Origin of the sequence: Cohnella lubricantis (genome assembly GCF_014212015.1) — a bacterium.
Taxonomy (GTDB): domain Bacteria; phylum Bacillota; class Bacilli; order Paenibacillales; family Paenibacillaceae; genus Cohnella; species Cohnella lubricantis.
This window is the reverse complement of sequence record NZ_JACJVN010000077.1, coordinates 16,202-36,325: the sequence shown is the minus strand read 5'-3', so window position 1 is coordinate 36,325 and position 20,124 is coordinate 16,202. Positions and strand designations below refer to the sequence as shown.

The 20,124-nt window shown below is 54.9% G+C and carries 29 protein-coding genes; 28 read left to right on the top strand and 1 reads right to left on the bottom strand.

What is annotated here, in order from left to right:
- The first annotated feature begins 87 nt into the window (after positions 1–87).
- From rpoC to tuf, 8 genes are all read left to right on the top strand, one after another.
- Positions 88–3,705 (top strand): DNA-directed RNA polymerase subunit beta', encoded by a 3,618-nt coding sequence (gene rpoC, locus H4Q31_RS18305; protein ID WP_185180508.1) that lies wholly within the window; start codon positions 88–90, stop codon positions 3,703–3,705.
- Positions 3,706–4,291: 586 nt separating this feature from the next.
- On the top strand, positions 4,292–4,903 hold the full coding sequence (locus tag H4Q31_RS18300; RefSeq protein ID WP_185180507.1) for an ABC transporter ATP-binding protein: 612 nt from the start codon (positions 4,292–4,294) through the stop codon (positions 4,901–4,903).
- A gap of 41 nt (positions 4,904–4,944) precedes the next feature.
- Positions 4,945–5,094 (top strand): hypothetical protein, encoded by a 150-nt coding sequence (locus H4Q31_RS18295; RefSeq protein ID WP_185180506.1) that lies wholly within the window; start codon positions 4,945–4,947, stop codon positions 5,092–5,094.
- Between the two features lie 93 nt (positions 5,095–5,187).
- Entirely contained in the window at positions 5,188–5,436 is a 249-nt protein-coding gene (locus tag H4Q31_RS18290) for a L7Ae/L30e/S12e/Gadd45 family ribosomal protein (RefSeq protein ID WP_209703620.1), read from the top strand.
- A 156-nt stretch (positions 5,437–5,592) separates the two neighbouring features.
- Positions 5,593–6,012 (top strand): 30S ribosomal protein S12, encoded by a 420-nt coding sequence (rpsL, locus tag H4Q31_RS18285; RefSeq protein ID WP_185180505.1) that lies wholly within the window; start codon positions 5,593–5,595, stop codon positions 6,010–6,012.
- 62 nt (positions 6,013–6,074) lie between these two features.
- A complete protein-coding gene (gene rpsG / locus H4Q31_RS18280) occupies positions 6,075–6,545 on the top strand; it encodes a 30S ribosomal protein S7 (protein WP_185180504.1) in 471 nt (156 codons plus the stop codon).
- A gap of 45 nt (positions 6,546–6,590) precedes the next feature.
- Complete coding sequence (fusA, locus tag H4Q31_RS18275) at positions 6,591–8,666, top strand: elongation factor G (protein ID WP_185180503.1); 2,076 nt, start codon at positions 6,591–6,593, stop codon at positions 8,664–8,666.
- Between the two features lie 97 nt (positions 8,667–8,763).
- Positions 8,764–9,954: an elongation factor Tu gene (tuf, locus tag H4Q31_RS18270; RefSeq protein ID WP_185180502.1), complete on the top strand. Its 1,191-nt coding sequence runs from the start codon at positions 8,764–8,766 to the stop codon at positions 9,952–9,954.
- Between the two features lie 154 nt (positions 9,955–10,108).
- Here tuf and H4Q31_RS18265 read toward each other — a convergent pair whose 3' ends face one another.
- Entirely contained in the window at positions 10,109–10,831 is a 723-nt protein-coding gene (locus H4Q31_RS18265) for a peptidylprolyl isomerase (protein ID WP_185180501.1), read from the bottom strand.
- 369 nt (positions 10,832–11,200) lie between these two features.
- Between H4Q31_RS18265 and rpsJ the strand changes: the two genes are divergently transcribed.
- From rpsJ to rpmD, 20 genes are all read left to right on the top strand, one after another.
- Positions 11,201–11,509, top strand: a complete 309-nt coding sequence (gene rpsJ, locus H4Q31_RS18260; protein ID WP_027092000.1) for a 30S ribosomal protein S10 — start codon at positions 11,201–11,203, stop codon at positions 11,507–11,509.
- Between the two features lie 57 nt (positions 11,510–11,566).
- On the top strand, positions 11,567–12,181 hold the full coding sequence (gene rplC / locus H4Q31_RS18255) for a 50S ribosomal protein L3 (protein WP_185180500.1): 615 nt from the start codon (positions 11,567–11,569) through the stop codon (positions 12,179–12,181).
- 29 nt (positions 12,182–12,210) lie between these two features.
- Positions 12,211–12,834 (top strand): 50S ribosomal protein L4, encoded by a 624-nt coding sequence (gene rplD / locus H4Q31_RS18250; RefSeq protein WP_185180499.1) that lies wholly within the window; start codon positions 12,211–12,213, stop codon positions 12,832–12,834.
- Positions 12,834–13,127: a 50S ribosomal protein L23 gene (gene rplW, locus H4Q31_RS18245; protein WP_185180498.1), complete on the top strand. Its 294-nt coding sequence runs from the start codon at positions 12,834–12,836 to the stop codon at positions 13,125–13,127. Before rplD ends, rplW begins: the two co-directional genes overlap by 1 nt.
- A gap of 29 nt (positions 13,128–13,156) precedes the next feature.
- Entirely contained in the window at positions 13,157–13,984 is an 828-nt protein-coding gene (gene rplB, locus H4Q31_RS18240) for a 50S ribosomal protein L2 (protein WP_185180497.1), read from the top strand.
- Positions 13,985–14,053: 69 nt separating this feature from the next.
- Complete coding sequence (gene rpsS / locus H4Q31_RS18235; RefSeq protein WP_185180496.1) at positions 14,054–14,335, top strand: 30S ribosomal protein S19; 282 nt, start codon at positions 14,054–14,056, stop codon at positions 14,333–14,335.
- A 51-nt stretch (positions 14,336–14,386) separates the two neighbouring features.
- Entirely contained in the window at positions 14,387–14,725 is a 339-nt protein-coding gene (rplV, locus tag H4Q31_RS18230) for a 50S ribosomal protein L22 (RefSeq protein ID WP_185180495.1), read from the top strand.
- Positions 14,726–14,738: 13 nt separating this feature from the next.
- Positions 14,739–15,404: a 30S ribosomal protein S3 gene (gene rpsC / locus H4Q31_RS18225; RefSeq protein WP_185180494.1), complete on the top strand. Its 666-nt coding sequence runs from the start codon at positions 14,739–14,741 to the stop codon at positions 15,402–15,404.
- A 3-nt stretch (positions 15,405–15,407) separates the two neighbouring features.
- Positions 15,408–15,845, top strand: coding sequence for a 50S ribosomal protein L16 (rplP, locus tag H4Q31_RS18220; RefSeq protein WP_185180493.1), 438 nt, complete (start codon positions 15,408–15,410; stop codon positions 15,843–15,845).
- Positions 15,832–16,029: a 50S ribosomal protein L29 gene (gene rpmC, locus H4Q31_RS18215; RefSeq protein WP_185180492.1), complete on the top strand. Its 198-nt coding sequence runs from the start codon at positions 15,832–15,834 to the stop codon at positions 16,027–16,029. Before rplP ends, rpmC begins: the two co-directional genes overlap by 14 nt.
- A gap of 46 nt (positions 16,030–16,075) precedes the next feature.
- Positions 16,076–16,339 (top strand): 30S ribosomal protein S17, encoded by a 264-nt coding sequence (rpsQ, locus tag H4Q31_RS18210; protein ID WP_185180491.1) that lies wholly within the window; start codon positions 16,076–16,078, stop codon positions 16,337–16,339.
- 36 nt (positions 16,340–16,375) lie between these two features.
- A complete protein-coding gene (gene rplN, locus H4Q31_RS18205; protein ID WP_185180490.1) occupies positions 16,376–16,744 on the top strand; it encodes a 50S ribosomal protein L14 in 369 nt (122 codons plus the stop codon).
- Between the two features lie 45 nt (positions 16,745–16,789).
- Entirely contained in the window at positions 16,790–17,143 is a 354-nt protein-coding gene (gene rplX, locus H4Q31_RS18200) for a 50S ribosomal protein L24 (RefSeq protein ID WP_209703618.1), read from the top strand.
- A 35-nt stretch (positions 17,144–17,178) separates the two neighbouring features.
- Positions 17,179–17,721 (top strand): 50S ribosomal protein L5, encoded by a 543-nt coding sequence (rplE, locus tag H4Q31_RS18195; protein WP_185180489.1) that lies wholly within the window; start codon positions 17,179–17,181, stop codon positions 17,719–17,721.
- Positions 17,722–17,775: 54 nt separating this feature from the next.
- A complete protein-coding gene (locus H4Q31_RS18190) occupies positions 17,776–17,961 on the top strand; it encodes a type Z 30S ribosomal protein S14 (RefSeq protein WP_185180488.1) in 186 nt (61 codons plus the stop codon).
- A gap of 30 nt (positions 17,962–17,991) precedes the next feature.
- A complete protein-coding gene (gene rpsH, locus H4Q31_RS18185; RefSeq protein WP_185180487.1) occupies positions 17,992–18,390 on the top strand; it encodes a 30S ribosomal protein S8 in 399 nt (132 codons plus the stop codon).
- Positions 18,391–18,420: 30 nt separating this feature from the next.
- Entirely contained in the window at positions 18,421–18,963 is a 543-nt protein-coding gene (gene rplF, locus H4Q31_RS18180) for a 50S ribosomal protein L6 (RefSeq protein WP_185180486.1), read from the top strand.
- 63 nt (positions 18,964–19,026) lie between these two features.
- Positions 19,027–19,395 carry a 50S ribosomal protein L18 gene (gene rplR, locus H4Q31_RS18175; RefSeq protein WP_185180485.1) on the top strand — a complete coding sequence of 123 codons (369 nt, stop codon included), beginning with the start codon at positions 19,027–19,029 and terminating at the stop codon, positions 19,393–19,395.
- A 33-nt stretch (positions 19,396–19,428) separates the two neighbouring features.
- Entirely contained in the window at positions 19,429–19,926 is a 498-nt protein-coding gene (gene rpsE / locus H4Q31_RS18170) for a 30S ribosomal protein S5 (RefSeq protein ID WP_185180484.1), read from the top strand.
- A 13-nt stretch (positions 19,927–19,939) separates the two neighbouring features.
- Positions 19,940–20,119, top strand: coding sequence for a 50S ribosomal protein L30 (rpmD, locus tag H4Q31_RS18165; protein WP_185180483.1), 180 nt, complete (start codon positions 19,940–19,942; stop codon positions 20,117–20,119).
- Positions 20,120–20,124 lie beyond the last annotated feature (5 nt).

Here is a 20,124-nt window from a genome sequence, read left to right as displayed (position 1 = left end):
CTGATATACGTCACACCTGTAACCAATAACGTTCGAGTCCCGTTAGTCGATCGAAATCCGCAGCAACGATGAAGGAGGGTTTGCTCCTTGTTAGACGTCAACAATTTCGAGTTTATGAAAATCGGTTTAGCTTCCCCGGACAAAATCCGTTCGTGGTCGCGAGGCGAAGTCAAGAAGCCTGAAACGATCAACTATCGGACGCTGAAGCCCGAGAAGGAAGGCCTGTTCTGCGAGAAGATCTTCGGACCGACCAAAGACTGGGAGTGCCATTGCGGCAAATACAAGCGCGTACGCTATAAAGGCGTCGTGTGCGATCGCTGCGGCGTTGAAGTTACCCGCGCGAAGGTTCGCCGCGAACGGATGGGCCATATCGAATTGGCCGCTCCTGTCTCGCACATCTGGTATTTCAAAGGGATCCCGAGCCGTATGGGTCTGGCGCTCGATATGTCGCCCCGTTCGCTCGAAGAGATCATCTACTTCGCTTCTTATGTCGTAACGGATCCGGGCGATACGCCTCTCGAGAAGAAGCAGCTTCTCTCTGAGAAGGAATACCGCAGCTACCGCGAGAAGTACGGCTACGCTTTCCAAGCCAGCATGGGCGCGGAAGCTGTCAAGAAGCTGCTTCAAGATATCGACCTCGACCGCGAGTTGGAGATGCTCAAGGAAGAGCTTCGCACGGCGCAAGGCCAGCGCCGCAACCGTGCGATCAAGCGGCTGGAAGTCATCGAGTCGTTCCGCAACTCCGGCAATATGCCGGATTGGATGATCCTCGACGTGCTGCCGGTTATTCCTCCGGAGCTGCGCCCGATGGTGCAGTTGGATGGCGGCCGCTTCGCAACGAGCGACTTGAACGACCTATACCGTCGCGTCATTAACCGGAACAACCGTCTCAAGCGGCTGCTTGATCTCGGCGCACCGGACATTATCGTCCAGAACGAGAAGCGGATGCTTCAAGAAGCCGTCGACGCTCTGATCGACAACGGCCGCCGCGGCCGCCCGGTTACGGGCCCAGGCAACCGTCCGCTCAAATCGCTGAGCCATATGCTCAAAGGTAAGCAAGGACGTTTCCGTCAGAACTTGCTGGGCAAACGCGTAGACTACTCCGGCCGTTCCGTTATTGTCGTAGGACCGTACCTGAAGATGTACCAGTGCGGCCTGCCGAAGGAGATGGCGCTGGAGCTGTTCAAGCCTTTCGTCATGAAGGAGCTTGTGCAGAAGGGTCTTGCCCACAACATCAAGAGCGCGAAGCGCAAAGTTGAACGCGTCAGCGCCGAGGTGTGGGACGTTCTCGAGGATGTCATCAAGGAGCACCCTGTTCTGCTGAACCGCGCTCCTACGCTGCACAGACTCGGCATCCAAGCGTTCGAACCGATCTTGGTCGAAGGCCGCGCAATCCGTCTGCACCCGCTCGTCTGTACGGCGTACAACGCTGACTTCGACGGCGACCAGATGGCTGTTCACGTGCCGCTGTCTTCCGAGGCGCAAGCAGAAGCCCGCTTGCTGATGCTTGCATCCGGCAACATCTTGAACCCGAAGGACGGCAAACCGGTCGTTACGCCTTCGCAGGATATGGTCCTCGGCTGCTACTACCTGACGATGGACAACAAGGAAGCGAAGGGCTCCGGCATGAGATTGTCGGAAGTCAACGAAGCGGTGTCCGCTTACCAACGCGGCGTGGCCGATCTGCACGCGCGTGTCGTGATTCCGGTTAAGGCTCTGAACAAGAAGTCGTTCACGCCGCAACAGCAGGACGCGCTGCTCATCACGACGGTGGGCAAAATTATTTTCAACGAGATCTTCCCGGATACGTTCCCGTTCATTAACGAAGCGACCAAGGACAACTTGCTGAAGGGTACGCCGGAGAAATATTTCATCTACGAGAAGGGCGCGGACATCGACGCCCGCATGCAAGAGCTGCCGACGCCTGGCGCGGTAGGCAAGGAATATCTGGGCCAAATCATCGGCGAGTGCTTCAACCGCTATCAGACGATGATGACGTCCGTTATTCTGGACAATATTAAGCAGCTCGGCTTCACCTACTCGACCCGTGCGGGTATCACCGTCGCTGTCGCGGACGTCATGATTCCGAAGGAGAAAGTGGACATCCTTAAGAAGTCCGACGACTCCGTCAAGACGATTACGACGCAATACCGCCGCGGTCTCATTACCGACGAAGAGCGTTACGACCGCGTCATCGAGATCTGGTCGAAGACGAAGGACGAGATTACGGATGTCCTCATGAAGTCGATGGATCGTTACAACTCCATCATGCTCATGGTCGACTCCAAAGCGCGGGGCAACAAGTCGCAGATCACGCAGCTCGGCGGCATGCGCGGCCTGATGGCCACGCCGTCCGGACGAATCTTCGAGTTGCCGATCAAATCGAACTTCCGTGAAGGCTTGACGGTCCTCGAGTACTTCATCTCGACACACGGAGCGCGTAAAGGTCTTGCCGATACCGCGTTGCGTACGGCTGACTCGGGTTACTTGACCCGCCGTCTGGTCGACGTCGCTCAAGACGTGATCGTTCGCGAAGAAGATTGCGGTACCGATAAGGGGATTGTGGTCTCCCGTATCGAAGACGGCAAGGAGATCATCGAGGATCTGTACGACCGTATCGAAGGACGCTACGCGTTCGAGACGGTTCGCCATCCGGAGAGCGGCGAGGTTATTGTCGGCCGCAACGATCTGATCGATTCCGTCAAGGCGGAAGAGATCGTTCGCGCAGGGATCCAGAAGCTGCAGATTCGTTCCGTGCTCAGCTGCCGCGCTCGTCATGGCGTGTGCAAGATGTGCTACGGCCGCAACCTGGCAACCGGCAAGAAAGTCGAGATCGGCGAAGCCGTCGGCATCATCGCGGCGCAATCGATCGGCGAGCCGGGCACCCAGTTGACGATGCGTACGTTCCACACCGGCGGCGTTGCCGGTGACGATATCACGCAAGGTCTGCCGCGTATTCAGGAGCTGTTCGAAGCCCGGAATCCGAAAGGCCAGGCAGTCATCTCCGAGATCGACGGCGTCATCAAGGAGATCCGCGAGACGAAGGATCGCCGCGAGATCGAAGTGCAAGGCGACGCCGAGACGAAGGTCTATGCTGTCACCTACGGTTCGCGTATCCGCGTCTACGAAGGCCAGCATATTGAAGCCGGCGACGAGCTGACAGACGGCTCCATCGATCCGAAGGAGATTCTCCGGATCAAGGGTGTCCGCGGCGTGCAGAACTACATTCTGCAGGAAGTTCAGCGCGTATACCGGAATCAGGGCGTTGAGATCAACGATAAGCACGTCGAAGTGATGATCAAGCAGATGCTCCGCAAGATCCGGATCGTCGATCCGGGCGACACGAAGCTGCTGCCGGGCTCGTTCGTCGATGTGCACGAATATGAAGCGGCTAACCGCGAGGCGATCATGGCAGGCGAAGAGCCAGCCGTCGCTCGTCCGGTGCTGCTCGGTATTACGAAGGCTTCGCTCGAGACCGACTCCTTCCTGTCGGCTGCGTCCTTCCAAGAGACGACTCGCGTGCTTACCGACGCCGCCATCAAGGGCAAAGTCGACCGCCTGCTCGGCCTCAAGGAGAACGTTATTATCGGCAAGCTCATTCCGGCGGGCACGGGCATGTCCCGTTACCGCAACATCAAGGTCGTCTCTCCGCTGGACGAACCGGAAGACGAGCAAGCCGATCTGGAAGCCGTCACCGTCGAGTAATCGACGGCGGCATGGAGAAGAAGCGGTTCCGCATCATGCGGGGCCGCTTCTTTTCTTAACTTTTCAAGGCAATTGCGGGTAAAATAACGAATAGCGGAACGCTGTTCCGTAATTCAACAAAGTTCCATCTCTCAGCACGCTATAGCGGAGCGCTGCATTACAACTATTCACGCTCGCTCACTCTGCATTCTCGGACAGAATTAACATTCTCCATACTCGTTGTGCACATGTTAGCAAATTGCCTGTCATTGCATCTTGCTAGCAGCCAGTGGCTATGCACATGTGGTTAACTCGCATCTCTTAGTGTCATTAAGGTTTTATCCCCCAAACTATTCACATCATCGCCTATTCCTCCACAGATCACCTGTGAGTACCTTGTGATTACCGGCGAAGACAAATTCAATCAACAGAGATGTCCACAAATCTGCGGATCCGCCCCGTTCGTTAGACTATCAACATGTGATTAACCGGATCAGAGAACACCACGATAAAAACTTCCACAACCGGCGCTGAGGGAACGCAACCTATCTGGAAGTGTATGGTACTATCAAGGTGTAGCAAGCAATCATAAATAGGGGAAGTGTCAATGATTACGACAGCTAATGGAGTCATCATGGAGCTGCGGTGCATTACCAAACGTTACGGACGGACGGAAGTGCTGCAGGATCTATCCCTTGATATCCGGGAGGGCCAAATGATTGCCATCGTCGGAGCCAACGGTTCCGGTAAAAGCACACTGCTTCGCATTCTTGCCGGATTAACGGCTTTTACCGGCGGTACGGTGCGGCGGCTCCCAATTGACAACCGGCAGTTCCGAGTCGGATACGCCCCGGACAGGCTGCCTGCACTTCGGTTCACGGTCCGGGAATACTTGAACCATATGGCAGCCATCGCCGGACTGGATCGTTCCGCATCCGGAGAATCGATCGATTCTTGGCTGGAGAGACTCCATTTAAACGCGGAGAACACGCAAATGAGGCATTTCTCCAAAGGAATGCTTCAGAAGGTTAATTTAATCCAAGCCGTGCTGCGGCAGCCGGATCTGTTGTTGTTGGACGAGCCTCACGGAGGGCTCGATCCGGATTCGCGAGACGACTTGGCGGCATTGATCCGCGAAGAGAGGGACAGAGGGGCGACTGTTGTCGTCGCTACTCATGACCGGGAATGGATGCGACAATCGGCGCCGGTCAAGGCTTGATGAATCAACTGCCCGATTCCCTCGATTGGATCGTATGAATCGTGCCGCCAGCCTATCGGATCGCTGATCTGCTCATTCGATTCGAGGAACTGCCGGCAGCGTCGATCGCGGGGATTCTGCTCTATGTGACAGCATATGCGGCCCTCTTGGCAGCTGCGTTCGTCCGGGTGGCGCGCCGTATGCTTTTCTAAAGAACGATTCTTGACACTGCCCAACCTAGGTGATAAGATATCCTAGTGTGTGCCCGACGTGCTGATATTTATGCTGCCGGAGGTCGAATGTCCATGGAAATGAACGGACGATTGACGGGATGCATTAAGGTAGGCACCAAGCAGACGACCAAGATGGTGGAGCAAGACAAGGCCACGCTGGTCTATGTGGCGCAAGACGCAGATTCTCGCCTGGCCAGCCGTATTGTGCAGCTATGCAAGCAACACGATGTCAAAGTCGAGTTCGTCGATACGATGCGAAGCTTGGGCAAATTGTGCGGAATTGACGTCGGCACGGCAACCGCCGTAGTCGTCGAGGAATAAGAATCTTGGGTTCTAGCCGTTTTCTTCGAAGAAGAGATCGGTCAGACCCTTTCGCATTTCTCAAAATGAACCGCCTGGATCTGTGGGCTTCGCTCCAACAGGACCGATTGCCGTTATGTCTTATTTCTTTTGAACAAATGGGAAGGGGGTGGCAACATGCCAACAATCAACCAGCTCGTACGTAAAGGTCGCACGCCTAAGGTGGTCAAATCGAAATCCCCTGCTCTGCAGAAGGGCTTCAACGCCTTGAAGCGTGTCGAGACGGATCTGAGCGCCCCGCAGAAGCGCGGTGTCTGCACTCGCGTAGGCACGATGACGCCGAAGAAGCCGAACTCCGCACTTCGTAAATATGCGCGCGTACGCTTGACGAACCGCGTAGAGGTGACGGCTTACATTCCGGGTATCGGTCACAACCTGCAGGAGCACAGCGTCGTTCTGATTCGCGGTGGCCGGGTTAAAGACCTTCCGGGTGTCCGTTATCATATCGTTCGCGGCGCTTTGGATACGGCGGGCGTGAACAACCGCATGCAAGCTCGTTCCAAGTACGGAACGAAACGTCCAAAAGCGAAAAAATAAGCTGGCCGCCTAGGTATAGGCGCGGCTTCGTTCAACAAGAATGAGAAAGGAGGAAATTATCGATGCCACGTAAAGGACCAGTACCGAAGCGGGACGTTCTCCCGGATCCGGTATACAATAGCAAGCTGGTTACCCGGCTCGTTAACCGGATTATGATCGACGGGAAGAAAGGTGTTGCTCAGCAATTGCTGTACAACGCATTTGACCTGATTCGCGATCGTTCCGGCAAAGATCCTATGGAAGTTTTCGAGGCGGCTATCAAGAACATCATGCCGGTTCTCGAAGTTAAGGCTCGCCGTGTAGGCGGCGCCAACTACCAGGTGCCGATCGAAGTGAAGCCTGAGCGCCGTACGTCGCTTGGACTGCGCTGGCTCGTCAACTACTCCCGCACGCGCGGTGAGAAGACGATGGAGGAGCGCCTCGCAGCTGAGATCATGGATGCAGCCAACAACACGGGTGCAGCCGTTAAGAAACGCGAAGACACGCACAAGATGGCCGAAGCTAACAAAGCATTCGCTCACTACCGCTGGTAATTCCGGCGCAACAATTGAAGCGAGAGGCCGAAAGGAGACAATAGGATGGCTAGGGAGTTCTCCTTGCAGAATACGCGCAATATCGGTATCATGGCGCATATTGACGCGGGCAAGACGACGACTACCGAGCGGATTCTGTTCTACACCGGACGCGTTCATAAGATCGGCGAAGTGCACGAAGGCGCCGCTACGATGGACTGGATGGAGCAAGAACAAGAGCGCGGTATCACGATCACGTCGGCCGCGACGACCGCTCAGTGGAAGGGTCACCGCATCAATATCATCGATACTCCGGGACACGTTGACTTTACAGTTGAAGTTGAACGCTCCCTGCGCGTATTGGACGGAGCGGTTGGCGTATTCAGCGCCAAAGAAGGCGTAGAGCCGCAATCCGAGACGGTATGGCGCCAAGCTGACCGTTACGGGGTTCCGCGTATTGCTTACGTCAACAAGATGGACATCATCGGCGCAGACTTCCTGCAGGTCGTACAAGACATGCGTGATCGTCTGCAAGCCAATGCTGTCGCAATTCAATTGCCGATCGGCGCCGAGAATAACTTCGTCGGCATGATCGACCTGATTGAGAAGGTCGCTTATGTCTACAAGGACGATCTGGGCAAAGAACCGGTCCAAGAAGCAATTCCTGCAGATCTTGCCGATAAGGTTGAAGAGCTGCGCATGGAATTGGTAGAGAAGGTTGCAGAGCTTGACGAAGAACTGATGATGAAGTACCTCGAAGGCGAAGAGCTGACGGTGGACGAGATCAAGAAGGCTCTTCGCAAGGGCGTCGTCGAAGTGAAAATCTTCCCGGTCGTCTGCGGCTCCTCCTACCGCAACAAAGGCGTTCAGCCGATGCTGGACGCAGTCGTTGACTTCTTGCCTTCTCCTATCGATGTTCCGGACATCAAGGGACATCTGGATGACGGCACGGAGACGACGCGCAAATCCGCTGACGATCAGCCGTTCTCGGCGCTTGCGTTCAAGATCATGACCGACCCTTACGTCGGTAAGCTTACGTTCTTCCGCGTGTATTCCGGCGTCTTGAACTCCGGTTCTTACGTCCTGAACGCAACGAAGAACAAGCGCGAGCGGATCGGCCGTATCCTGCAGATGCATGCGAACAGCCGTCAAGAGATCAGCGAGGTCTACGCGGGCGATATCGCCGCTGCCGTCGGTCTCAAAGACACGACGACGGGCGACACGCTGTGCGATGAGAAGAGCCCGGTTATTCTCGAATCCATGAACTTCCCGGATCCGGTTATCCAGCTTGCGGTCGAACCGAAGACGAAGGCCGACCAAGACAAGATGGGTATCGCTCTGCAGAAGCTGGCCGAAGAAGATCCGACCTTCCGCGCGCACACCGACGAAGAGACTGGCCAGACGATCATCGCCGGTATGGGCGAGCTTCACCTGGAGATTCTCGTCGACCGTATGCTTCGCGAATTCAAAGTCGAGACGAATGTCGGCAAGCCGCAAGTTGCTTACCGCGAGACGTTCCGTCAGGCTGCGAAGGTCGAAGGCAAGTTCGTTCGCCAATCCGGCGGACGCGGTCAATACGGCCACGTCTGGATCGAATTCGAACCGCTTGAGCCAGGCTCCGGCTTCGTATTCGAGAACAAAGTCGTGGGCGGCGTCGTACCGCGCGAGTACATCGCGCCGACGCAGGCTGGTATCGAAGAAGCCATGAAGAACGGCGTCCTCGCCGGCTTCCCGCTCGTTGATATCAAAGCCACCATCTTCGACGGATCGTACCACGATGTCGACTCCAACGAGATGGCGTTCAAGATCGCCGGCTCCATGGCGCTCAAGGCCGCGAAGGATAAGTGTAACCCGGTTATCCTTGAGCCGATCATGAAAGTCGAAGTTACCGTTCCGGAAGAATACATGGGCGACGTCATGGGCATGATCAGCTCCCGTCGCGGACGCATCGAAGGAAGCGACACGCGCCACGGCGCCGTCATCGTTCGTGCGAAAGTGCCGCTGGCTGAAATGTTCGGCTACTCCACCGTTCTCCGTTCCGGTACGCAAGGCCGCGGCGTGTTCTCGATGGAACTGTCGCACTATGAAGAAGTGCCGAGATCGATCCAAGAAGAGATCATCTCCAAGAGCAAAGGCGCTTAATATGGTTTGGATTCGGACGGGCTGAGGAAGAGCATAGTCTCGATCCTCCCCCTCCACCCCATAAATTCCTTTTACTTATAAGGAGGAGAACATTTCCATGGCAAAGGCTAAGTTTGAACGTAACAAACCGCACGTTAACATTGGTACGATCGGTCACGTCGACCACGGCAAAACCACGTTGACGGCTGCCATCACGACTGTACTGTCCAAGAAATACGGCGGCGCTGCCGTAGCATTCGACCAAATCGACAAGGCTCCGGAAGAGCGCGAGCGCGGTATTACGATCTCCACCGCTCACGTTGAGTATGAGACCCCGAACCGTCACTATGCACACGTTGACTGCCCAGGACACGCCGACTATGTTAAAAACATGATCACCGGCGCTGCTCAAATGGACGGCGCGATCCTGGTTGTATCCGCAGCTGACGGCCCTATGCCGCAGACGCGCGAGCACATCCTGCTCTCCCGCCAAGTAGGCGTTCCTTACATCGTCGTATTCCTGAACAAGTGCGACATGGTTGAAGACGAAGAGCTGCTTGAGCTGGTTGAGATGGAAGTTCGCGACCTGCTGAACGAGTATGAGTTCCCGGGCGATGACACTCCGATCATCCGCGGCGCTGCTCGTCCTGCTCTGGAGAACCCAGACGGTCCTTGGGCTGACAAGATTGTAGAACTGTTCGAGCAAGTCGACACCTACATCCCTACGCCTGAGCGCGACGTATCCAAGCCGTTCCTGATGCCGGTCGAGGACGTGTTCACGATCACGGGCCGCGGTACTGTTGCTACGGGCCGTGTTGAGCGCGGTACGATCAAGATCGGCGATGAGATCGAGATCATCGGTCTGCATGAAGAGACTAAGAAATCGGTCGTTACGGGCGTTGAGATGTTCCGTAAGCTGCTTGACTCCGCTCAAGCCGGCGACAACATCGGCGCGCTGCTTCGCGGCGTTGACCGTAAAGAGATCGAGCGCGGCCAAGTTCTGGCTAAGCCGGCTTCCGTTAAGCCGCACACGAACTTCACGGCTCAAATCTACGTCCTGACCAAAGAAGAGGGCGGTCGTCATAAGCCTTTCTTCACGGGCTACCGTCCGCAGTTCTACTTCCGCACGACGGACGTTACGGGTATCATCAACCTGCCGGAAGGCACTGAGATGGTTATGCCAGGCGACAACATCACCGTTACCGTTGAACTGATTGCTCCGATCGCCGTTGAAGAAGGAACTCGCTTCTCCATCCGCGAAGGCGGCCGTACGGTTGGCGCAGGCGCTGTTGCAACGATCCAGAAATAATTTCGCCACAAGCGAACAAGACCTTCCCGGCTTATGCCGCGGAAGGTCTTTTTGCATCGCATATGTAGAGTACATTTATAATGAAGGAATAAGTGAAAGCCCGTGCTCTCAGCACGGGCTTCTAACATATCGCTTCCTATTGACCTGATCAAACTTACTGCGCTGGCACTGCATCTCCGGTCTTCATCGGCTCCGAATAATTAACGCCTAGCGTATCAACCGTAACTTTCTTGATTACGGGTTGCGTCACTAGCATCTGTTGATTGGTTGGCATATTAGCAATCTCGTCGACGGCATCCATGCCTTCCGTTACTTTGCCGAATGCAGCATAATCGCCATCCAGGGATGGGGTGTCGCCAACCATAATGAAGAATTGCGAACCGGCGGAGTCAGGATCCGGTGTTCTGGCCATCGAGAGAACGCCGCGTGTATGCTTAAGATCGTTCTTGAAGCCATTGCTGGTGAATTCGCCTGGAATTGCGTAATCAGGCCCCCCTGTCCCGTTGCCTTCGGGATCCCCGCCTTGGATCATGAAGTCCGGAACGGCGCGGTGAAAGGTTAACCCGTCATAGAAACCTTTTTGGATCAGAGAAATGAAGTTGTTAACCGTATTCGGAGCGATCTCCGGGTACAGCTCAGCTTTAATGATCTTGCCGCTGTCCATCTCAAACGTTACGACTGGATGGCTGGCATTCGGATCGACGGGACTAGGTTCTATAGAAGCTGATGCCGTTGGTGATGGAGACGCAGATGGGGTAGAGCCGGCTCCGCCAGTCGCGTTGTTGTCTGTTCTCTTGCCGCATCCGGCTAGCAGCAGGGACAGAATGGCGATAATGGTGACGATGAGCACTGCCGGTTTGCGTTGCCATGATCTCATGTTGGTATTTGCCTCCTTATGCTTGTTCCAACAGGTATCATAGCACAAGAAAACAGGCAAAAGCCAACGGCAGGTGGTTCTAGAGGAAAGCTTTAGATCGTGTTTCTTCTATATAAATGTGTTAACGTATAGGATGTCCGCAAGGAACGGAACTCATGACAAGCGAATGCGAATTCCAGAAAATATTTTGTTGCTTTTGGTTGGGCAGATCGCTATAATAGTGAATGTTGGTCTGTGACTGTGCGATGATGCGAGAGGTTGCCGACACACCCGGCCCCTTTGCCATAGAGAGGGCACGCGGTTGTTGACGGGGTATTCTCGCGGAGTATGTCCGATTCCAAAATTGGGCGAATGAAGGAGGGAATCAATATGGCAAAGCAAAAAATCCGTATCCGTTTGAAAGCCTACGATCACCGTATCCTAGATCAATCCGCGGAGAAAATCGTAGAAACGGCTAAGCGCACGGGCGCCGGCGTATCCGGTCCGATCCCGTTGCCAACCGAGAAGCAGGTAATCACGATCCTGCGCGCGGTTCACAAGTACAAGGATTCGCGTGAGCAGTTCGAGATGCGCACGCACAAACGCTTGATTGACATCGTCAATCCGACGCCGCAAACCGTAGACGCTCTGATGCGCCTCGACCTGCCGTCCGGCGTAGACATCGAGATCAAGCTTTAATTATCAAGCAGCACAAATAACTAAGTTGCCATAATGGAAAGGAAAAGAGGTGTCAACATGAAAGGAATCTTGGGACGCAAACTCGGAATGACTCAAGTGTTCGCCGCAGACGGAAGCGTCGTGCCGGTAACCGTAGTCGAAGCATCTCCGAACGTCGTACTGCAAGTTAAGACTGTGGATAACGACGGATACGAAGCGGTTCAGCTCGGCTTCGCCGACAAGCGCGAGAAGCTCGCGAACAAACCTGCGATCGGTCATGCAAAAAAAGCCAACACTGGCCCCAAGCGCTTCATTCGCGAAATCAGCGGTTCGGCCGAAATCGGGTCGGAAGTCAAAGTTGACGTATTTGCTGAGGGAGAGTTTGTTGACGTTACGGGTATTTCGAAAGGTAAAGGAACGGCTGGCGCCATCAAGCGTTGGGGCTTCCAACGCGGCAAGATGACCCACGGTTCCAAATACCACCGCGGTAACGGTTCGCTCGCTACGATTCGCGACGCTAACCGCGTGCCGAAGGGCAAGAAGATGCACGGCCGTCTCGGCAGCGAGACGATCACGGTTCAGAACCTGGAGATCGTCAAAGTCGACGCTGAGCGCAATGTATTGCTGATCAAAGGCTCCGTACCGGGCGCCCGCAACAGCTACCTCAAGATCCGCTCGTCGGTGAAGAAATAATAAACATCGTTAAGAAAGGAGGACCACACATGCCAAAAGTGAATGTATACAACGTTAGCGGCAGCCAAGTAGGCGAGATCGAGTTGGCGGACAACATCTTCGGCGTTAACCCGAATACGCATGTCCTGCACAGCGCGGTCGTTCTGCAACAGGCTTCCGTTCGTCAAGGCACGCACAAAACCAAAGGACGTTCCGAAGTTCGCGGCGGCGGCCGTAAGCCTTGGAAGCAGAAAGGTACTGGCCGTGCTCGTCAGGGCTCGATCCGTTCCCCGCAATGGAAGGGCGGCGGTATCGTCTTCGGACCGACTCCGCGCAGCTACGGCTTCAAGCTTCCGCGCAAAGTACGCCGTCTGGCCATCAAGTCGGCTCTGTCCAGCAAAGTGATCGCAAGCGAGATCCTCGTTCTGGATCAACTCAACCTGGCAGCCCCGAAGACCAAAGAATTCGCAGCGATCCTGGGCAACCTGAAGGTCGAGCGCAAGGCGCTGGTCGTTACGGCTGATTATGACAACAACGTGGCTATGTCCGCGCGCAATATTCCGGGAGTCAAATTCGTCTCCGCTACGGGAATCAACGTGCTCGACATCATGGTGCATGACAAGCTTATCATCACCAAAGATGCGGTCGCCAAAGTCGAGGAGGTGTTCGCGTAATGAAAAACCCTCGCGATATTATCAAGCGTCCGGTCATTACCGAGCGCACGAGCGAATACATCGAAGAGCTGAAATATGTTTTCGAAGTAGAGCTCAAAGCTAACAAGACGGAAATTAAGCAAGCCGTTGAGCAAATCTTTGGCGTTAAAGTCGCTAAAGTCAACACGCTTCGCATGCCGGCTAAGCCGCGCCGCTATGGACGCCACTCCGGATACACTTCGGAATGGAAGAAAGCGATCGTACAGCTTGCCGAAGGCAGCAAGCCGCTTGAATTCTTCGAAGCATCGGTATAACAAGTCTGTAAAGTAAGGAGGGAAATCCAGTGGCAGTCAAAAAGTTCAAACCGACATCGCCTAGCCGTCGTCAAATGACGGTCTCCACGTTCGAAGAAGTAACCACTTCGACGCCGGAGAAATCGCTCTTGGCTCCTCTGCCGAAGCGCGGCGGTCGTAACCATCAAGGCAAGATCACGGTTCGTCACCAAGGTGGCGGCCATAAGCGCAAGTACCGGATTATCGACTTCAAGCGCAACAAGGACGGCGTTCCCGGACGCGTTGCTTCGATCGAATACGATCCGAACCGTACTTCTTATATCGCGCTGATCAACTACCTGGACGGCGAGAAGCGTTACATCGTCGCTCCGAAGGGTCTGAAAGTCGGCGACGAGATCGTATCCGGCGCAGACGCAGACATCAAAGTGGGCAACGCGCTTCCGCTCGAGAACATCCCGGTCGGTACGCTTATCCACAACATCGAGCTGAAGCCTGGCAAGGGCGGCCAATTGGTTCGCGCAGCCGGCACGGAAGCTCAATTGCTCGGTAAGGAAGAGACTTACGTAACGATTCGTCTGGCATCCGGCGAGATCCGCAAGGTTCTGAAGCAATGCCGCGCGACGATCGGTTCCGTAGGCAACCAAGACCACGAGCTGATCAACATCGGTAAAGCAGGACGCTCCCGCAACATGGGCAAACGCCCGGTTGTCCGCGGTGTCGTCATGAACCCGGTAGATCACCCGCACGGCGGTGGCGAAGGCCGCGCTCCGATCGGTCGCAAATCGCCAATGTCTCCTTGGGGCAAGCCGACGCTCGGTTACAAGACCCGCAAGAAGAAGAAAGCATCCAGCCAATATATTGTTCGCCGCCGCAAGTAAGATTTGCGGTAACGACAGAGCCCCGTTCTGGGGACGATCTCCATCTCGGAGTGAAGGGAGGATTTTACCATGGGTCGCAGCTTGAAGAAAGGGCCTTTCATCGACGACTATCTCTTGAAGAAAGTCGACGAGCTGAACGAGTCCAACAAGAAAGTCGTCATCAAAACGTGGTCCCGCCGTTCGACGATTTTCCCGCAGTTCGTCGGTCATACGTTCGCCGTATACGACGGCCGCAAGCACGTGCCGGTCTATGTGACGGAAGACATGGTCGGTCATAAGCTCGGGGAATTCGCGCCGACGCGCACGTTCAAAGGGCATACGGACGACGATAAGAAAACGGGCAAGAGATAAACGATAAGGCCGGGCAACCGGCTTGTGTAACGTAGGGAAGGAGGTACATCGATGGCACAAGAAGCGAAGGCGCATGTGAAATACATTCGCATTCCGGCCCGCAAGGTCCGACTGGTCGTAGATCTGATCCGCGGCAAGAAGGTAGGCGAAGCGATCGCCATTCTGCGCCACACTCCGCGTTCCGCTTCCCCAGTTCTGGAGAAGCTGTTGAACTCTGCTGTGGCTAACGCTGAGCACAACTACCAGATGGACGTGAACAAGCTTGTCATTACGGAAGCTTACGTCAATGAAGGTCCTACCCTGAAGAGATTCCAACCTCGTTCGCAGGGACGTGCATTCAGCATCTTCAAGCGGACCAGCCACATTACGCTGGTCGTATCCGAAAAATAAGGAGGGACAACGTGTGGGTCAAAAGGTAAATCCGGTAGGTCTTCGCATCGGCATCATCCGTGATTGGGAATCCAAATGGTATGCCGACAAAGATTTTGGCGATCTTCTGATGGAAGACGTAAAAATCCGCGAATTCCTCAAAAATAAACTGAAAGACGCAGCGGTATCGCGCTTCGAGATCGAACGCGCCGCTAATCGCGTCAACGTCACGATTCATACAGCTAAGCCGGGCATGGTTATCGGCAAAGGCGGCGCGGAAGTGGAAGTTATCCGCGGTGAACTGACGAAGCTGACGAACGGCAAGAAGGTACACATCAACATCTCCGAGATCAAGAATCCGGAATTGGACGCCATTCTCGTGGCTGAGAGCATCGCTCAACAGCTGGAACGCCGCATCGCGTTCCGCCGCGCCATGAAGCAATCGATCCAACGTACGCTGCGCGCTGGCGCTAAGGGTGTCAAGACTTCGGTCAGCGGACGCCTCGGCGGTGCCGAGATCGCACGTACGGAAGGCTACAGCGAAGGAACGGTTCCGCTCCATACGCTGCGCGCCGACATTGACTACGGTACGGCCGAAGCTCATACGACTTACGGACGCATCGGCGTTAAAGTATGGATCTATCGCGGCGAAGTCCTTCCGGCCAAGAAGAGAAGAGCAGCTCAGGAAGGAGGCAACTAATCCATGTTGGTCCCTAAACGCGTCAAACACCGCAAGCAGCACCGCGGCAAAATGAAAGGCATGGCTAAAGGCGGCACGACGGTAGCATTCGGCGAGTACGGCCTGCAAGCTCAAGAGCCTTCATGGGTAACGAACCGCCAAATCGAGGCTGCCCGTATCGCGATGACCCGTTACATCAAGCGGGGCGGTAAGGTATGGATCAAGATTTTCCCGTCGAAGCCGATTACCCAGAAGCCTCTTGAAGTCCGGATGGGTAGCGGTAAAGGTAACGTTGAGAAGTGGGTTGCCGTCGTTAAACCAGGCAAGGTTCTGTTTGAACTCGCCGGCGTATCCGAGGAAGTTGCACGTGAAGCGATGCGTCTTGCGGCACATAAGCTGCCGATCAAGACGAAGTTTGTGAAACGTGAAGAATTGGGTGGTGAAGCAAATGAAGGGCAGTGAGTTCCGTAACCTGACGTCGGTCGAGATCGAACAGAAAGTCGCCGGCTTCAAGGAAGAACTGTTTAACCTCCGCTTCCAACTGGCCACCGGCCAACTGGACAACCCGCACCGCATTCGCGAGCTGCGTAAAGAGATTGCCCGGGCCAAAACCATTTTGCGCGAGCGTGAACTCGGCATCGGCTAATAACCGACCATAAACCCGAATACCGCTTCCGGGAAGGAGGATTTCAATGAGCGACCGCAACAACCGTAAGGTTCAGATCGGTAAAGTCGTCAGCGACAAGATGGACAAAACGATCGTGGTAGCCGTCGAAACGTACAAGAAGCACAGCTTGTACCACAAACGCATCAAGTACACGAAGAAGTTCAAAGCTCACGACGAGAACAACGATGCGAAAATCGGAGACACCGTGAAGATCATGGAGACCCGTCCGCTGTCGAAAGACAAGAACTGGCGTCTCGTCGAAGTTACCGAGAAAGCCGTTATTCTGTAACGCGACCTCACCTGCAGCTGAAAGGAGGACCCTGCGATGATTCAACCGTTTACGAGATTGGCAGTTGCCGATAACTCTGGCGCGAAGGAACTGATGTGTATTCGCGTACTGGGAGGCACGGGCCGCCGCGTCGGCCACATCGGCGATCTGATTGTTGCTTCCGTCAAAAGTGCAACACCAGGCGGCGTTGTCAAGAAAGGCGATGTCGTGAAATGCGTCATCGTTCGCACGAAGCGCGCTGTGCGCCGCAAAGACGGATCCTATATCGCGTTCGACGAGAACGCAGCCGTAATCGTTAAGGAAGACAAGAGCCCACGCGGTACCCGTATCTTTGGACCAGTCGCGCGCGAGCTTCGCGAACGTGATTACATGAAAATCATTTCTCTGGCGCCGGAAGTGCTCTAATAAACCGGAACTTGTCCATGGAGAAAGACGCAAGGAGGTGTACCCATGCCCCGTTTGAAAAAAGTGCTGGAATCGCACAACAATAAGCTGCACGTGAAGAAGGACGACAACGTCATCGTCATCACGGGCAAGGATAAAGGCAAGAAGGGTCGCGTCATCGCAGCCTATCCGCGTGAGAATCGCGTGTTGGTCGAAGGCGTGAATATGGTTAAGAAGCATACCCGTCCGAACGCGAATAACCCGCAAGGCGGCATCATCGAGCAAGAAGCTCCGATTCATGCTTCCAACGTCATGCACGTTGATCCGAAGAGCGGCAAGCCGACTCGTATCGGCTACAAGGTTCTGGACAACGGCACGAAGGTTCGGATTGCTAAGCGTTCCGGTCAAGAGATCGATTAATCGCAAGATAGACGGAAAGGAGGTCACTGTGGCAAATGGCAGCAAGAATGAAAGAACGTTTCCTGAATGAAATCACTCCTGCTCTGATGCAGAAGTTTAGCTACAAGTCGGTCATGCAAGTGCCGAAGATCGAGAAAGTCGTCATCAACATGGGCGTCGGCGATGCGGTTCAGAACTCCAAAGTGCTGGACGCGGCTGTTGAAGAACTTCAGAAGATCGCAGGCCAGAAGCCGGTCATCACTCGCGCGAAGAAGTCCATCGCTGGCTTCCGTCTTCGCGAGAACGCTCCGATCGGAGCGAAGGTCACCCTTCGCGGCGACCGCATGTACTACTTCCTCGACAAGCTGTTCAACGTATCGCTTCCGCGCGTCCGCGACTTCCGCGGCGTATCGACGAAAGCATTCGACGGCCGCGGCAACTACACGCTGGGCCTTAAAGAGCAGCTGATCTTCCCCGAGATCGAGTACGACAAGGTCGACAAGGTCCGCGGAATGGATATCGTTATCGTAACGACGGCACAATCGGACGAAGAAGCGCGCGAACTGCTGACCCAAATGGGCATGCCTTTCGCGAAGTAACGACGCCCACCTGGCCAACGAGCCAAGGTAACCCTTTGGGAGGTGTGAAAGCAAGTGGCAAAAACGTCGATGAAAGTGAAGCAACAACGCCCGCCGAAGTTTCAAGTCCGTGCTTACACGCGGTGCGAACGTTGCGGACGTCCGCACTCCGTGCTGCAGAAGTTCAAGATTTGCCGGATTTGTTTCCGTGAGTTGGCATACAAAGGCCAGATCCCTGGCGTCAAAAAAGCGAGCTGGTAATCAGTTTAGTTCGGGAAGGAGGTTTACCCCATGGTTATGTCTGATCCCATTGCAGATATGCTGACGCGCATTCGCAACGCGAACCTGGTGCGCCACGAGACGGTAGAACTGCCTGCGTCTAACGTGAAGAAGCAAATCGCAGAAATCCTCAAGCGCGAAGGCTTCATCCGTGATGCCGAGTACGTAGAGGATACCAAGCAAGGGCTAATCCGTATTTTCCTGAAATACGGTCCGAATAACGAGCGCGTCATCACCGGCCTTAAGCGCATTAGCAAACCGGGCCTGCGCGTTTATACGAAGTCGAACGAAGTACCGCGCGTACTGGGCGGCCTCGGCATCGCGATTATCTCGACGTCGAAGGGCATCGTTACGGACAAGGAAGCTCGTCAATCCAAGTCCGGCGGCGAAGTTCTCTGCTACGTTTGGTAATTTAACTAGCACAAGATTGGAGGTGTACTCATGTCCCGTATCGGACGTAAACCTATCCAGGTGCCTAACGGCGTGAACGTGAACCTGGACAACAACCTGATTACGGTCAAAGGACCGAAAGGAACTTTGTCCCGCGAACTGCATAAAGACATGAAGGTTACGGTCGACTCGAACGTTATTACGGTCGAGCGTCCTTCCGACGAGAAGCTCCATCGCTCGCTTCATGGCACGACCCGCAGCGTCGTTGCCAACATGGTAAGCGGCGTAACGGAAGGCTTCTCGAAGAGCCTCGAGCTTGTGGGCGTCGGTTACCGCGCCAGCAAGAGCGGCGAGAAGCTCGTTCTGAACGTGGGTTACTCCCACCCGGTTGAATTCGTTCCTGAGAAAGGCATCGAGTTCGAAGTACCGGCTCAGAACAAAATCATCGTTAAGGGCATCGACAAAGAAGCTGTCGGCGCTATCGCGGCTAAAGTACGCGAAGTCCGTCCGCCGGAGCCTTACAAAGGCAAAGGCATCAAATACGAAGGCGAACGCATCCTCCGCAAAGAGGGCAAAGCCGGCAAGAAGAAATAATAAAACGAAGTTGCGGGTGGCCTAAAGCTGCCCATATGCAACCGTTAAGGAGTGTATCTCTGAATGATTACCAAAGGCGACAAGAACAAAGCCCGTCTGAAGCGTCATCTTCGCGTCCGCAAGAAGATCAGCGGCACGAACGAGCGTCCTCGTTTGTCCGTGTTCCGCTCGGCGAAGCACATCTACGCTCAGCTGATCGACGATGTCAAAGGCGTAACGATCGCCTCCGCATCCACGGTTGACAAAGAGATTGCTTCCGAGATCAAGAACGGCGGCAACGTGGAGTCCGCTCGCAAGGTTGGCGAACTGATCGCCAAGCGCGCGAAGGCGAAAGGCTATGAGAGCGTCGTGTTCGATCGCGGCGGCTACTTGTACCATGGTCGTATTCAAGCACTGGCAGACGCGGCTCGCGAAGCCGGCCTGCAGTTCTAATAACCAAATTTTGACACAAGGAGGGTAAACGACTTGCGTGTAGATCCCAATACGTTGGAACTTACGGAAAAGATGGTCCAGATCAACCGCGTAGCTAAAGTCGTCAAAGGCGGACGCCGCTTCAGCTTCAGCGCGCTCGTCGTTGTCGGCGACGGCAAAGGCTGGGTCGGCGCCGGAATCGGCAAAGCAGGCGAAGTTCCGGATGCCATTCGCAAAGGCGTTGAAGACGCCAAGAAAAATCTGATTTACATTCCGCTGGTTGGCACGACGATTCCGCACGCCGTTACGGGTGTATTCGGCGCCGGCAAAGTGTTGCTGAAACCGGCAGCGGAAGGTACCGGAGTTATCGCGGGCGGCCCTGTCCGCGCGGTACTCGAGCTGGCTGGTGTCGGCGATATTTTGACGAAATCGCTCGGTTCCTCCAACTCCATGAACATGGTGAATGCGACGTTGGAAGGACTTTCCCGACTGAAGCGCGCCGAAGACGTGGCGAAACTCCGCGGCAAAACCGTGGAAGAGCTGTTAGGTTAAGGAGGGGAAGAAGATGGCTAACTTGCAAATCACCCTCAAGCGCAGCTTGATCGGCCGTCCCGCTAATCAACGCGCTACGATTCAATCCCTGGGACTGTCGAAAGTGAACTCGTCCGTTGTCAAAGCCGACAACGCTGCGGTACGCGGTATGCTGAATACCGTTAGTCACTTGGTCGAAGTCAAAGAAGTATAAGATAA